Raw genomic sequence first — 14,365 nt, 5'->3', positions numbered from 1 at the left:
GCTCGCGGCAGGCCTAGATAGTCACCCATGTTCAAGAAGCTTTTCGGACAGTCGGACAAGGCCGCGCCCGCATCGCGCCTGGCGACGGTGCGCAATATCACCGTGGGCCGCACCGTGGCGCTGGACCCGCTGGCTTGGCGTCGACTGGGCGATGAGACTCATTTCACCCTGGACCGGGACGTGCTGGACATCACGGCCCAGGGTCTGGTCACGCTGGACGGCGGGCAGTTCGTCCACCGTTTCTATACCGACGACCACGTCATGCTTCAGGCCATGAGCGACGACGAGGCGGGGGCCGAAAGCTACGACTTCAGCCTGTTCATCCCCTGGACCTCGGCCTATCCGCCGGGCGAGCGCGAGCGTCGTATCTGGCGCGACCGCTTGTCGGCGCCGGTGTTTCATGGCGCGGCTGAGGACCTACCCGACTATCCGCGCTTCTGGTTCTCTGAAAGCGACGCCGTCCAGCCGCCCGTCACCCTGTGGGAGACCATCTGGGACGACCGCACGGCGGTTACGCCCTATGCGAAGATCTTCCAGACCTGCATGCTGTACGGCCGTGATCTGGCGGGCGGACGCGAACTGATGATCGCCCTGGAGCAGCAGCCCGAGGGCGGCGAGACGACACACGAAATCATGATCGGCATTCCGCTGGAAATGGCCGAGTTTCGCGCCTGACGGCGCCTGGGGAGATGCAGCAGATGTTCGACTGGTTCACGTTTCAGCAGGGGGCGATCGCCTTCCTGATCGCCTTCGCCATGGCCGGGGCCTTCACCCTGGCGTTCAAGCTGATCTACCAATGGGTCACGCCCTATCACGAGCATACGCTGATCCGGGAAGGCAACACCGCCGCTTCCATTGCTCTCGGGGGCGCTCTGATCGGCTACGTCCTGCCGTTGGCCTCGGCCCTGTCGCATACCGTCAGCCTGATGGAGTTCGCCGCCTGGGCCCTGCTGGCCGGCGTGATCCAGATCCTGGTCTTCGTCACCATCAGCCGCATGGCCTTTCGCAACCTGGTCGTTCGCATCGAGGCGGGCGAGATCGCGGCGGCGGTATATCTGGCCGCCATCTCCATCTGCGTCGGGCTGCTGAACGCCGCCTGCATGACGGCGTAAGCGCGATGACCGATCCCAAGGACCTGCCTCTGACCAAGACCATGCGCAAGCTCAAGCGATCGCGCGTCCTGCATGTCAGCAGCCTGATGGCCACCGCCAGCTTCTCGCTGGCCGCCTGCGGCGCGCCTCAGGTCGCGGCGCCCGAGCCCGAGCCGGTTCAGGCTTATACCTCGCTGGAAGAGTGCCGCGCCGCCAACGACATCTCGGACGCCGAGTGCGACGCCGCCCAGGCCGCCGCCCAGAAGGCCGCCGCCGAGACCGCGCCGCGCTACGCCACCCAGTCCGAGTGCGAAGGCCAGTGGGGCCCGTCGCAGTGCCAGCCCAACCAGAGCGGCGGCGGGTCCTTCTTCACGCCGCTGCTGACGGGCTTCATCATCGGTCAGATGCTGGACGGCGGGCGCTATCGCGGCGGGGGACCGCTGTATCGTGACCGTGACGGCCAGTATTCTAACGGCTACGGCGGCGGCTACACCTACCGCGACTACCGCACCGGCAAGACGCTGACCAACGGCCGTGAGCACGGCGACGTCGCCCGTCAGGCTCCTAGCCGGGTCCAGAGCCGCACGACGGTCGTCTCACGTGGCGGTTTCGGTGGCGGCGGGCGCGGCTACGGCGGCTAAGACCGGCGCCAGACTTCGCGGCCTTCCTTGTAGGTCGACTGGACCTTGATGTCGGCCAACTTGCCGGGATCGACGGTCATGGGGTTGTCGCCCAGCAGGGTCAGGTCGGCCAGTTTTCCGACCGCCAGAGAGCCCTTCCTGGCGTCTTCATAGTGCTGCCAGGCGGCCCACAGGGTCATGGCCTTCAAGGCGACCTCGACCGGCACGCATTCGTCGGGCCCCAGGATGTCGCCCGATCGGGTGCGGCGGGTGACCGTGGCCGACAGCACCCGCATGGCGTCGGGATTGGCCACCGGCGCGTCGTGGTGGCTGGTGAACCGCATGCCGCGCCGCACGACCGAGGCGCAGGGCGAAATGAACTCGGCCCGGCGCGGCCCCAGCACTGAGTCCCTGTGGAAATCGCCCCAGTAGAAGGTGTGCATGGGGAAGAGGGACGGGACGATGCCCAGGGTTTTGAGGTCATCCAACTGATCCATGCGGACGGTCTGGCCGTGGATGAGGACTGGGCGACGGTCCTTGGCGCCGTGCCGACGTGTGGCGTCACGCACCGCGCCGATCAGCAGATCGATCGCGGCGTCCCCATTGGCGTGGACCTCGATCTGCCAGTCATTTTTGAAGGCCAGTTCTACGGCGTCCAGAACCTGTTGCTCGGTCGCGGCGGGATAGCCGCGATAGGATGCGGGCTTGCCCTCGGGCGGGATGTAGTAGGGCTGCGATAGCCAGGCGGTCTTGCCCTGGGGCGAGCCGTCAATGGTCAGCTTGACCCCGCCGATGCGGTATTTGCCGACGTAGTTCTTGCGATACAGCGGCGTTGCCATGACGTCGGTCGAGGTCAGGATGTCGGGGAAGGACAGGATGTCGATGGGCAGCTCGCCACGCTCGGCCAGCATGGCCATCATGCGGCAGGTGTCGGTCGAGGAGCGCCCATCCTGTGCCGTGGTGTACCCAAAGCTGGAATAGAAGCGCGCGCCCTCGCGGATCATCTCGAGGTTGGCCTGAAGGTCCAGGCGGGTGAACAGGGCGCCCATGACCGCGAACAGGGCGGTTTCCTCCATGACTCCGTTGGGCTCCTGCGAGCCCTCTTCGCGGCGGAAGGCCCCACCGTCGGGGTTGGGTGTCGAGGCGCTGATCCCGGCGGCCTCAAGGGCCGCGCTGTTGGCCACGCCCAGGTGGCCGGACTGGTGCATGAACAGGATCGGAACGCTGTCGGAGATGGCGTCCAGTTCGGTCCGCGTTGGATGGCGATGCTCCTTCAGCTGGGAGTCGTCGTAGCCGAAGCCGATGACCAACTGGGTGTCGCGGACCAGCTGTTCATGGGCGTTCATCCAGTCGCGGGTGATGCCTTGCAGGGCCGGGATGTCGTCGCCCTGACCGTCCGGCGCGGGCAGCAGGTTGGCGTAGCGCGCCTGCAGCCCGACCATGGAGACGTGGCCGTGAGGATCGAAGAAGCCCGGGAGCAGGGTGCGGCCGTCCAGATTGACCACCTGGGCGTTGCGGCCCACAGCCGCGCGGGCGGCGTCCAGCGACCCGACGGCGACGATGACGCCGTTGCGCACGGCCATGGCCTCGGCCGTCGGCGTGGCGTCGTCGATGGTCAGGATGGGGCCGCCGGTGAAGATCATGGACGTCCCACCTGACTGGGCCATGGCGGAACGCCCCCCGATCAGTGTCGCCCCGGCCAGGGCGCCTGCGCCGGCCAGCAGATTGCGGCGATTGGTCGGCGGTGCGAGCAGGGTCATGGACGTCTCGTTCGGTTCAGTAATTTGCGATCAGATTGACGTAGGCGCCGGCCCAGATGGGCGCGTCCTCCACGATTGACTTGATCCCCGCGCCGGGCACGGAGACGGAAAAGCCCGCCGTCAGGAAGAGGTGGGACGACATCGCGCGGAAGTATTCGACGTAGAGGTCGTCAGACAGATGGTGGCGCGTGACGCCGGTAATGGGCGAGTTCACGCCGTTCTGAACTACGACCCGGGTGGCTTGGCCGAACTGGATGGGGCTGCGCAATTGATCGGCTTCAATCCGGTGCACGCGCGCGGTGAAGGTGTCCCGCGGCGTCGGCGCAATGCTGGCCGCGACCTGCCAGGAGTTCACATTGGAGTTGATGAAGACCATCGACGACTTGGTTCCGGTCGACCAGGCCGAGGGGTTGCCCTCGTAATAAAGGGGATCGAACCGTTCCAGCCGGGGGGTGTCCGGATCATCCCCGGAGAAGGTCTGATAGCCTAGTGTGAAGGTCGGCTTCCAGCGATGCTCGGCGAAGGTATAGCCGACCTGGGCGCGGCCCGCCCAGGCGCGCAGGTTGATGCGGTCGTTGCGCTCGAACGCCAGATCCGCCGCCATGAAGGCGTTGGGAGCGCCCATGAGCGGAGAGCGGATGTAGACATTGGCGAACTGCAGCCCGTCGCGCGCGCCGGGTATAATGGTCGGCACGCCGATCCCGCCGGGCGGGGCCTTGGGGTAGGGGGACTCGGATTCGAGCACCTTGCCCGCCGTAAGGCCGATGACGGCGTTGGGGTTCGAGTCATAGCGGAAATCCACGCCCGCCAGCCGGTTGTGGCCGTCGTTGTCCGGCGACTCATTAGGATCCAGATAGAAGGCCGTTCCCTTGAATTTGCCGCGAGTGACCGCGCCCAGGCCGGCGAAGCTCCAGGCCTTGCGCGGACCCAGCTTCAACGCCCCGCGCGAAAACCCGCTGGAGCCGCCCGCTTCGATCAGCATTCCTGTGCCAGCCTTGAAATCTCGAGGTCCGACGGACAGGTCGAAGGTGGTCTCGTCGACCTTGTAGCGCCAACCCAGATAGCCTTCCTCCAGCGTCACCCGCCCGGTGTCGCCCGCATCGAAGGCGTCTGTGCCGATGGTCATGGAGCCCACGCCTGACAAGCCGCCATAGAAGGTCGCCTGGTCGCCCATACGCCGCTCGAACGTCACGCCCGGCTTCACATAGGCCTCGAACCATTCAGCGTTCGGGTCGAAATCGGTGACGCCGGCCACCGTCTCTGCAAACTTCCAGAACAGATTATGCTCGGCGACCAGGTTCACCCCGCCCTGAAAATGGCCGGTGACCGTCAGGTCGTCGCTCTTGTGCAGGATTATGGGCTCTGGCGTCTGGGCAAACGCCGAGGAGGAGGCGAATCCCAAAAGGATGCAACTGATCAAATCAGCACGGAGAACGCTACGTCGCATAGACAGCTCCTCTCCCCCAACCGTGACGTTACAACGTTTGTTTTGAGGCCGATAGGGCGGCGCAATTAGAAACGGCGGCTCTGACTTGAGCCGCCGCTGTGGTCTACTGGTCTTGTCGCCCTATTGGGGCTGAGGCGTCGGCGCTTGCTGAGTGGGCGGCGTCAGCTCTGTTCGGTTGGAGTAGGCACTGGTTGACGCCTGCTGGTTCATGCACTGCTTTTGGACGGCTGCAGATTGGAGCGCGTCATATTCGCCCTTGAGACGACCGAGCTCTTCTTTTTTGTCGTTGCCGCCGGCGAGGAAGAAGAGAGCGGGCCAGAACAGGACCAGGCCAACCCCCATCGCCCAGGCGTCGTTGCTGGCTTGGCGACGTTGTTGCCCCGTGACCTCGTCGACACGCTGGCCGATGCGCACCAACTCCATTCGGATCTGGCCGCAGTCGTAGCTCTGATACTGGAGCGGCGAGACATAGGCCGCAGAAATCTTGTCCGGCGATGTGGCGCACGCTGCAAGGGACAGCGCCGCGCACGACGCTACGATGGCTTTGAGTTTCATGATCCCCCCGGATCGTATTTCGCTTAGCAAGTTGCTGAACGATGGCATTTTGATATCACAGCGTTCACTAACGTCGAGTGAAGCGAGGCGCCGCTTCTGTGACGTATCGTCGCATTGGCGGATCTGTGAGGGCGAAAGGCGGGTGCGTAGGTTCGCGCCATGAAGGCTTGGCCCTCGCGCACCAGCGAGATGCGAAGCCTGAGCACCATCCCGCGGCAGCCTGCACCATTGGTCCGGGCCTGTTCGCAAGTATGTTGGGGACATAGAGACCGAGATCTCCGGCCGAAAATGACGGACAATTTCCGTTCAATGGAAATCGCGCGAGCCGGGCAAGATGCGGACATCGCGCGGATGGCGGGGCGTTGCATGGCGCGGCGGTTGCGGGTGGGCGACAATGTCGGCGCGGGCCAGTTGGATGTCGGTGTCATGGTCCTCCGACAGGCGAGCCAGTTGCCCGCTGCGGTCGATGACGCGGCGGGCGACGACGTGAACTACGCCTTCGGGGCTCTTCTCGACCACGCCTTCGACCTGCATCAGCCGAGCGCTCATGACCTCGCGCCGGAACTGCTCCAGCATCCGCGCCCACAGGACGATGTTGGTGATGCCCGTTTCGTCTTCCAGGGTGATGAAGACTGCGTTGCCCTTGCCCGGCCGCTGACGCACCAGCACCACGCCGGCGACCTGCACGACAGAGCCGCCGCGCTTGGCCTCGGTCGCGGCGCAGGTCAGCACCCCTTCGGCGGCGAACATGGGGCGCAGGATACCCATCGGGTGCGCCTTAAGCGACAAGCGCGCGGTCTGGTAGTCGGCGGCGACATGCTCGCCCAGCGGCATCAAGGGCAACTGCGCGTCGGGCTCAGCCCCCAGTTCGCGGGCGCCGCGCTCGCGTGCTTCGGCGGCGGCGAACAGGGGCAGGGGATCGTCGTCGGGAAGGCGGCGCACCTCCCACAGAGCTTCGCGCCGATCCTGTCCCAATGAGCGAAAGGCGTCGGCGTCGGCCAGCTTGCGCATGGCGGCGGCGGGCAGTTCGGCGCGCCGGGCCAGGGTCTCGATATCGGCGAAGGGCGCCATGGCCCGCACCGCCGACATGGCCTTGGCCCAATCTTGCCTGAAGCCATCGATCTGGCGCAGGCCCAGACGCAGGGCGGGCGCTTTCTCAGGCCCTTCCAGACTGTTGTCCCAGTCGCTGTGCGAGACGTCGATCGGGCGCACCTCGACCCCGCCGACCTCCTGCGCATCGCGCACGATCTGGGCGGGCGCATAGAAGCCCATGGGCTGGCTGTTCAGCAGGGCGCAGGCGAAGGCCGCCGGGTGGCGGTGCTTGATCCAGGAAGAGACATAGACCAGTTGCGCGAAACTGGCCGCGTGGCTCTCGGGAAAGCCGTAGGAGCCGAAGCCCTTGATCTGGTCAAAGCAACGCTGGGCGAAGGCCGGATCATAGCCGCGTTCGACCATCCGCCCGACCATTCGCGTCTCATAGGTGTGGAGGCTGCCGTCGCCGCGGAAGGTGCCCATGGCCTTGCGCAGCCCGTTGGCCTCACCATCGCTGAACTCGGCGGCGACGATGGCCAGCTTCATCGCCTGCTCCTGGAACAGCGGCACGCCCAATGTCTTGTGCAGAACCTGTTCGAGTTCGTCGGGCGGGCCGTGTTCGGGCGAGGGCGAGGAATAGATGACCGCCTCTTCTCCATTGCGACGCCGCAGATAGGGATGAACCATGTCGCCCTGGATCGGGCCAGGGCGGACGATGGCGACCTGGATGACGAGGTCATAAAGGCAGCGAGGCCTCAGCCGGGGCAGCATGTTGATCTGAGCTCGGCTCTCGACCTGGAAGACGCCGATGGACTGGCCCCGGCACAGCATGTCGTAGACCGCGGGATCCTCGCGCGGGAGGGTGTGCAGTTCCCAATCCTCGTGCTCATGCGCCCGGATCAGGTCGAACGCCTTGCGGATGCAGGTCAGCATGCCGAGCGCCAGGATATCGACCTTCATCAGGCGCAGGGCGTCGATGTCGTCCTTGTCCCACTCGATGAAGGTGCGGTCCGGCATGGCGGCGTTGCCGATGGGGACCATCTCATCCAGCCTGTCCTGGGTCAGGACGAAGCCGCCGACATGCTGGCTGAGGTGGCGTGGGAAGTTCAGCAGTCGCACCGCCATTTCGACCGCGCGGGCGATCATAGGATTGGTCGCGTCCAGTCCCGCCTGCGCGACATGACGGTCGCCGATTTCGGTCCCCCAACTGCCCCATTGGGTCGAAGCCAGACGGGCTGTCACATCCTCGGTCAGGCTCAGAACCTTTCCCACCTCGCGGATGGCGCTGCGGGGGCGGAAGTGGATGACGGTGGCGGCGATGCCGGCCCGGTGTCGGCCATAGCGTTCGTAGATGTGCTGGATGATCTCTTCGCGCCGCTCGTGCTCGAAGTCGACGTCGATGTCGGGCGGTTCGTTACGGTCCTCGGACAGGAAGCGTTCGAACAGCAGATCGGACTCCATCGGGTCCACCGAGGTGATCTCCAGAACATAGCAGACCGCCGAGTTCGCCGCCGAACCCCGTCCTTGACACAGGATGCGCTTGTCGCGCGCCACGCGAACGATGTCGAAAATGGTCAGGAAGTAGGGGGCGATGCCCTTGCGAGCGATGAAGGCCAGCTCCTTGTCTAACAGGGCCTGAACCTTGTCGGGAACGCCGTTGGGATAGCGCATGGCGGCGTGACGGCTCGTCAGTTCTTCCAGCCATTCCTGCGGAAGCCGGTCGGGCGGGATCGGCTCCTCCGGGTATTGATAGCTGAGCTCAGACAGATCGAAGGCGGCGCGCGACAGGAAGGCGACGGTCTCGTTCATCGCCTCGGGCGCGTCGCGGAACAGGCGAGCCAGGTCGGGGACGGATTTCAGCCAGCGTTCGGCGTTGGCCTCCAATCGGCGGCCGGCGGTTTCGATGCTCACGCCTTCGCGGATACAGGTCAGGACATCTTGCAGGTCGCGATCCTTGGGCGCGGCGTAGAGGACGTCGTTGAGCGCCAGAATGGGAGCGCCTGTCCGAGCCGCCATGGCTTTCAATCGGGCCAGTCTGCGCCGGTCGTCGCCGCGCCTGTGCATGGCGGCGCCCAGCCAGACGGCGCCGGGCGCCGCCTCGATGATGCGGACCAGCGCGTCCTCAAGCCCGCTCAGCCGGTCCGATGGCACGAGGATCAACAGCAGGTCCTCGGGATCGGTCAGCAGGTCGCGCAGGCCGATCTCGCACTCGCCCTTCTTCGCCCGGCGATTGCCCAGGGTCAGCAGCCGGGTCAGTCGGCCCCAGCCCGCTCGCGTCTCGGGATAGGCGAGGATGTCGGGCGTGCCGTCGTTGAAAACCAGCCGGGCGCCGGTCAGAAGACGGAAATCCGTCGCCCGCTGTTTCACCTCTTCGGACAGGGCCGGATCGTTCAGCGGGTCCTCGATGAAGGCGACCTCGCCGGGACTACCGCCGTCGCGCACCTTTTCCGGCGGGTTCAGGCCCACGGCCCGCAGTTCTTTCAGCGCGCTCCAGGCCCGCACCACGCCCGCCACGGTGTTGCGGTCGGCCAGCCCGAGGCCGGCGTGACCCTGCAAAATGGCCGTCAGCACCAGGTCCTTGGGATGCGAGGCTCCGCGCAGGAAGGAAAAGTTACTGGCCGCCGCGAGCTCGGCGTAGGCGCTGCAAGGGGCCAAGGTGTTCATGGCGCGCTCATGCGAACAGACCGTGGATGAACCAGCGCGGTTCGGGCGTTTCCCCATAAAGGCCTTGACGGAACAGCCAGAAGCGGCGGCCGTCCCGGTCTTCGACCCGGTAATAGTCGCGGGTGCGTTGGTCCGGTGCGCGCCACCATTCGCCGCCGATCCGCTCGGGGCCTTCGGCGCGCGTCACCTCGTGCAGAACGCGGCGCCAGCGAAACTTCAGAGGGTAGCCGTGGGGCACCTCGGCCAAGGTCTCGACCGGCTGGGGCGGGGCGAACATCTGCAGCGGGCGCAAGGGCGGATCGTCGGGGTCGAGGTCGGGCCAGATCTCGCCGCTAGGGCGGGTCGAGGCCGGGATCAGCCGCGCCGCGCGTTCGGGAATATGCGAGGCGAAGGGCTCGAAGCGCAGCACCGCCTCAGGGCCTAGACGGGCCGTCAGGCGGTCGATCAGGCGGCTGAAGGCTTCCTCGCCCGGCGTCTCGCCTTCCAGCCCCTGCTGGGTCGGCGTCAGGGTCTGGGTCCAGGGAACCGACATCCGCATCTGGTCGAAGCCGAAGCCGGGGTCCAGTGGGTTGGACAGGGCCGCCATCCGTTCGCGAAACAGCCGCAAGGTGGCGGGCGCATCACGCATCGGGCGACCGGTGCGGACGACGACGCGGCGCACCTCGCCGTCCACACGATAGAAGCCGGCCTCGAAGGCCCGTCCCCCCAGGCCTGTTTGACCCAGCCGGTCCATGGTCTCGATCAACAGGTCGGACAGGACGCGCTCGATGTCCTCAGGCGCCGAGACGGGTTCGAAGAAGATGCGGTCCACGACGACGGGGGCGGGCGGGCGATGCGGGGTGATGCGCACGTCCTCGTCGCCCAGGACCCGCGCCAGGCGGGCGGGGAAGTCGGCGCCGAAGCGAGCGGCCAAGGGCGCGCGCGGGCGGTCGTCCAGATCGGCCAGACGTTTCAGCCCGGCGCGGCGCAGGGCCTGTTCCTCCTTGTCCGACAACTCCAGCGCCGCAACCGACAGACGCCGCGCTGCAGCGCGGTCCTGACCCTCTGAGAAGATCCCGCCGGGGCCAAAGCGGGCCAGAGCGCGCGCGACCTGAGGCGTTCCGGCCAAGGCGCTGCGGACTTGCAAGCCTATACGGCCCGCCCGCGTCTGGACCGCCCGCAATAGGCCCGTCTCCCCGCCGAACAGGTGGGCGCAGCCGGTCACGTCCAGCATCAGACCGTGCGGCAGGTCCAGGGCGATCATAGGAGTGAAGCGGCCGAAATCCTCCAGAACCCGCGCCAGCAGGGCGGCGTCGGCGTCGGGTCGGTGGGTGACGGCACACAGGGCAGGGGTACGCGCCTGGGCGTCGGCCAGGGTCAGGCCGGGCGTCAGTCCCGCCCGCGCCGCTGCGGGATCGACGGCGGCCAGACGCAGCGCGCCCTTGACCTTCTCAACCAGAACAACGTGCGGCCCTTCCGCTGGCGGCGCACCATCAGGCGGCGCGTCTCTGTCCTGTTCCTGACGCCGCAGCCGGTCGCTGGGCAGCCAGGGGAACCAGACCGCCAGATAGCGGCGCCGGTGCGCGGAATGTTCGCCCGTCACGATCCCACTCCATGATCCAGGTTCCGGTCGCCCCGCCGCCGCGTCGCCGCAGCAGGGTCGCGGAAAAACACGGTCGCCCCGGCGCTCCGCCTTCCAGAGGTTCCGAAGCGCAAGACCCTACCGACCAGCGGGTCTCGGCGGCGCTGGGACAGGGGGCCGCCCCCGCCCGCGCCAGAAAAAGGGTCGCCCCGCCGGTCTCCGCCGCCAGCGCCAGGCGCCGGCTGGCCGTCAGGCTAAAGGCCTTGGCCTCGCCCCAGGCGCTCAGCAGCACTGCCCCCACAGCGGAACTGCGCAGGGCCTCTTCGCCTATGGCCAGCAAGGACTGCGCGTCGCGCGCCCGCACCAGCAGCAGGTCGCGCGGCGCTAGGCCCATCTCGTGCAGGCCCGACCCGTGCGGACGACCCGCCTCCTGTCCCATCATCTCATGCAGAGCCCACACGATGGGTCGTCCCGACGCCGCCCGCAGCGCCATTCCCAGTCCAAAGGCGTTGACCGCCACGGCGTCTGCTGGCGTCGCCGCATAGAGGTCATGCAATACGCCCGCAGCCAGAGGCGAAAAGGCATTGTCGCGACCCTCGCGTGGAGCCGTATCGACCCGACGGCCGCCGGTGCGATCCAGCGCCTCCAGTCTGATCTTCAGCGCTGCGAGCGCGTCGGGCTGCGAACATTTGTTCCTCATTTGTTCCTTATGCGCTCTTCGCCCCGATGAGATCAAGCGGGGCTGCTGCGACAATCACGCGATTGTAGGGGGCAAGGAGCGTGCTAGAAGGCGCCATGGACTTCAACGCGATCAGGCGAGGGGTGTTGACGGCGTTCATGGCGTCGTTCCTGGCGCTCTTCGTGCTGGTTCCCACCGTTGACACCATGAGTTGCGGGACCGAAGGCGAGCCGTCAGAAGCCGCCGTACTGGTCATCGACGACCACAGCAGCGACCCTCATCCCGCAGACGCAGCAAACCATCCGGCTTGTTCCCACGGGCATTGTCATCATGGCGGCGTCTCGACGCCCGCGCGTCAGGACGCCACGCTTGATCGCGTGGTTGTGCGCGGAGTCTTGCTGACCCGTCCTTCCCATCGGCTGATCTCGCACCCGCCCGCCGGTCCAGAGCGCCCTCCCAGGGGCTGACGTGATCGCGCGCCTTCGCGCGCCCTTCACGTCAACATTCCGGGAAACAGGATATGCCATCCCCTTATCGTCGTCCGCCGCGTCTCGCGGCGGGCTGCGCCATGGTCGCCTTGGCGACCGCACTCGCCGGCCCGGCCTGGGCCGATCCCGCGCCCGCGTTCGAAATCCTGCTGCAGCAGGTGGGTGCCGCTCCTGCGACGGTAGAGGCCGACGCCCTACGTGACGCCGCCGAGGCCCGCGTCCGGCAGGCCCGCGTCCGCCCCAACCCCACCCTAGCTCTGGACGTCGAGAACGCGTTCGGCAGCGGGCCTTTCGAGGGCTTCGGCAACGCCGAAACGACGCTGGGCCTTACTCAGGAGCTCGAACTCTGGGGCCGCCGCGGTGCTCGGGTCGATGTCGCCCGAGCCGAGGCCGGGACGGCGGCGCTTCGTCGCGATCTCGCTCTGGTCGAAGCCGCCGGTCGCCTGGCTTTGGTCTATGCCGAGGCCGAGGCCGCCGAGCGCCGCTTCCATCTGGCCGAAGAGGCGTTGAGCGTCACCCTGGCCGACGCCCGTGCGGCCCTGACCCTGGTCGAAGAAGGCCGCGAGCCCATGGTTCGCGCCCTTCAGGGTGAGAGCGAAGCCGCCACGGCCCGCGCAAGTCTGGATGAAGCTCAGGCTGAACGCGACGCCGCCTTCGCGCGGTTGACGGCGATCGCCATGCTGCCGACGCCGGTGACGGGGATTGAGGCCAGCCTGATCGATCAGGTTCCGCCGGCTTCCATGGTCGGCGGCGACGCCACGCCCGTCGTGCGCGTCGCGGAGGCCGAACGCGACGCCGCCGAGCGGCGGATCGCCATCGAGCGCATTCAGTCCCGCCCGGACGTCAGCGCCTCGGTCGGCATGCGCCGCTATGAGGCTGAGGACGCCACGGCCCTGACCTTCGGGCTCAGCCTGACCTTGCCTCTGTTCGACCAGAACCGGGGCAATATCGACGCCGCCCAGGCGGAATATCGCGCCGCGGAGGCCCGCCTGATGAGCGCGCGCCAAGAGGCGCAGGCGGATCGCAACGCCGCCAAGGCCAGGCTGAACGCCTCGGCCAGCCGGGTCTCGGCCACAGACGCCGGGGTGGCGGCGGCGCAGGAAGCCTATCGCCTGTCGCGCATCGGCTTTGACGCCGGGCGTATCTCGCAACTGGAGCTGCGCTCATCGCGCGCCGCCCTGATCTCCGCCCGCAACGCCGCCGTCGACGCCCGCCTGGCGCGAGTCCGGGCGGAAATCGATCTGGCGCGCCTGCAAGGCCGCGCCCCGTTTGGAGCTGTTCAATGAAACGCGCCACTGGACTGAACAAGACCTGGCTGATGGCCGGAGCCGCCGCCGTCGTTCTGCTGGGCGGTGCGGGTCTCTATAGGCTCAACAGCCAACCGAAAGCCGCGCCTGTCGAGGCCACCGAAGGCAGCCATGCTGACGGACCTTCAGAGGACGTCGCAGAGGAGGGCGTCGTGGAACTGACGCCCGCTGAGATCGAGGCCGTGGGCATCACGGTCGTCGCCGTGGGCGGCGGCGGCGGGGGCGAGGTCCGCCTGTCCGGCCGGGTCGCGCCCATGGTGGACGCTCGCGCCGCCGTGGCGGCCGCCGTGGCTGGCCGTGTCGAGCGCGTGCTGGTGGCGCCAGGGCAGTCGGTGCGCGTGGGCCAGACGCTGGCCATCCTGGTCAGCGGCGACGCGGCCGCCTTGAGAGCTGACGCCGACGCGGCCCAGGCCACGGCGATCGCCGCCCAGCAGGCGCATCGCCGCGAAGAAGACCTGGCTGATCAGGGGGTGGTCGCACGGCGCGACGCCGAGGTCGCCCACGCCCAGGCCCTGAGCGCCGAGGCCGCCGCTCGCGCCGCTCGCGCCCGCTCCGTCGCGGCGGGATCGCCTGACGCCATGGGCCGCCTCAGCGTCGCCAGCCCCATTTCGGGCGTCGTCAGCAGCGTCTTGGTCGGCCCGGGAGGCTTTGCGGCCCAGGGCGGCGTGGTCGCCGAGATCACCAATCCAGCACGTCTTGAAATGGTGTTCAGCGCTCCACCGGCGGTGGCCGACCATGTTCGCGCGGGCAGCGCGATCCGCGTCACGACGCCCTCGGGCGAAGTGAGCGGCGTCGTGACCGGCGTGGCGGCGGGCGGCGGCGTCGAAAGCGGCGCCACCGTCATCCACGCACGCCCGACAGGCGGCGTCCTGCCGCCCGCTGGATCAGCGGTCACAGGTACGGTTCTGACCGGAGAAGCCGTCGGCGGCGTTACCGTGCCCGCCGAAGCCGTGCAGACCGTCGAGGGCGCGACCGTCGTCTTTGTGCGCACCGAGAGCGGCTTCCGTGCGACGCCGGTTCTGGTCGGTCGCCAGGCGGGCGGGCGATCCGAGATCGTACGCGGCCTCACCGGCGGCGAACGCATCGCCGGCGCCAACGCCTTCCTGCTGAAAGCCGAGCTCGCCAAGGGCGATGCCGAGCACGGCCACTAGGGGCGAAGGA

General features: G+C 67.6%; 12 protein-coding genes. 6 read left to right on the top strand and 6 right to left on the bottom strand.

The window, feature by feature from the left end; all coding sequences use genetic code 11:
- The first annotated feature begins 27 nt into the window (after positions 1-27).
- The 3 genes from HNP51_RS07565 to HNP51_RS07555 are packed head-to-tail and all read left to right on the top strand — an operon-like array spanning position 28 to position 1,732.
- Complete coding sequence (locus HNP51_RS07565) at positions 28-675, top strand: YjfK family protein (protein WP_184268670.1); 648 nt, start codon at positions 28-30, stop codon at positions 673-675.
- A 23-nt stretch (positions 676-698) separates the two neighbouring features.
- On the top strand, positions 699-1,112 hold the full coding sequence (locus tag HNP51_RS07560; RefSeq protein ID WP_184268668.1) for a DUF350 domain-containing protein: 414 nt from the start codon (positions 699-701) through the stop codon (positions 1,110-1,112).
- A gap of 5 nt (positions 1,113-1,117) precedes the next feature.
- The gene (locus tag HNP51_RS07555; protein ID WP_260398378.1) at positions 1,118-1,732 is read left to right on the top strand and encodes a DUF1190 domain-containing protein; all 615 of its coding nucleotides are present in this window, start codon (positions 1,118-1,120) and stop codon (positions 1,730-1,732) included.
- On the opposite strand, the gene HNP51_RS07550 is transcribed toward HNP51_RS07555, so the two are convergent.
- The 6 genes from HNP51_RS07550 to HNP51_RS07525 form a co-directional block, all read right to left on the bottom strand.
- Entirely contained in the window at positions 1,729-3,471 is a 1,743-nt protein-coding gene (locus HNP51_RS07550; RefSeq protein WP_221415762.1) for an amidohydrolase, read from the bottom strand. The two genes, HNP51_RS07555 and HNP51_RS07550, sit on opposite strands and share 4 nt — an antisense overlap.
- A 16-nt stretch (positions 3,472-3,487) precedes the next feature.
- The gene (locus HNP51_RS07545) at positions 3,488-4,918 is read right to left on the bottom strand and encodes an alginate export family protein (protein ID WP_184268665.1); all 1,431 of its coding nucleotides are present in this window, start codon (positions 4,916-4,918) and stop codon (positions 3,488-3,490) included.
- Positions 4,919-5,038: 120 nt separating this feature from the next.
- Positions 5,039-5,473: a hypothetical protein gene (locus tag HNP51_RS07540; protein WP_184268664.1), complete on the bottom strand. Its 435-nt coding sequence runs from the start codon at positions 5,471-5,473 to the stop codon at positions 5,039-5,041.
- Between the two features lie 306 nt (positions 5,474-5,779).
- Positions 5,780-9,169 carry an error-prone DNA polymerase gene (locus tag HNP51_RS07535; RefSeq protein ID WP_184268662.1) on the bottom strand — a complete coding sequence of 1,130 codons (3,390 nt, stop codon included), beginning with the start codon at positions 9,167-9,169 and terminating at the stop codon, positions 5,780-5,782.
- A gap of 7 nt (positions 9,170-9,176) precedes the next feature.
- A complete protein-coding gene (locus HNP51_RS07530; protein WP_184268660.1) occupies positions 9,177-10,751 on the bottom strand; it encodes a DNA polymerase Y family protein in 1,575 nt (524 codons plus the stop codon).
- Complete coding sequence (locus HNP51_RS07525) at positions 10,642-11,430, bottom strand: ImuA family protein (protein ID WP_184268658.1); 789 nt, start codon at positions 11,428-11,430, stop codon at positions 10,642-10,644. Before HNP51_RS07525 ends, HNP51_RS07530 begins: the two co-directional genes overlap by 110 nt.
- 95 nt (positions 11,431-11,525) lie before the next feature.
- Between HNP51_RS07525 and HNP51_RS07520 the strand changes: the two genes are divergently transcribed.
- Genes HNP51_RS07520 through HNP51_RS07510 form a run of 3 tightly spaced genes read left to right on the top strand, consistent with a single transcriptional unit; the run spans position 11,526 to position 14,355 of the window.
- On the top strand, positions 11,526-11,876 hold the full coding sequence (locus tag HNP51_RS07520; RefSeq protein ID WP_184268656.1) for a hypothetical protein: 351 nt from the start codon (positions 11,526-11,528) through the stop codon (positions 11,874-11,876).
- Positions 11,877-11,929: 53 nt separating this feature from the next.
- The gene (locus HNP51_RS07515) at positions 11,930-13,183 is read left to right on the top strand and encodes a TolC family protein (RefSeq protein ID WP_184268654.1); all 1,254 of its coding nucleotides are present in this window, start codon (positions 11,930-11,932) and stop codon (positions 13,181-13,183) included.
- Positions 13,180-14,355: an efflux RND transporter periplasmic adaptor subunit gene (locus HNP51_RS07510; RefSeq protein WP_184268652.1), complete on the top strand. Its 1,176-nt coding sequence runs from the start codon at positions 13,180-13,182 to the stop codon at positions 14,353-14,355. Before HNP51_RS07515 ends, HNP51_RS07510 begins: the two co-directional genes overlap by 4 nt.
- The last annotated feature ends 10 nt before the right edge of the window (positions 14,356-14,365 follow it).

This window comes from Brevundimonas bullata, assembly GCF_014207965.1.
GTDB classification, from domain to species: Bacteria; Pseudomonadota; Alphaproteobacteria; order Caulobacterales; family Caulobacteraceae; genus Brevundimonas; species Brevundimonas bullata_A.
This window is presented reverse-complemented; position numbering and strand designations above follow the sequence as displayed.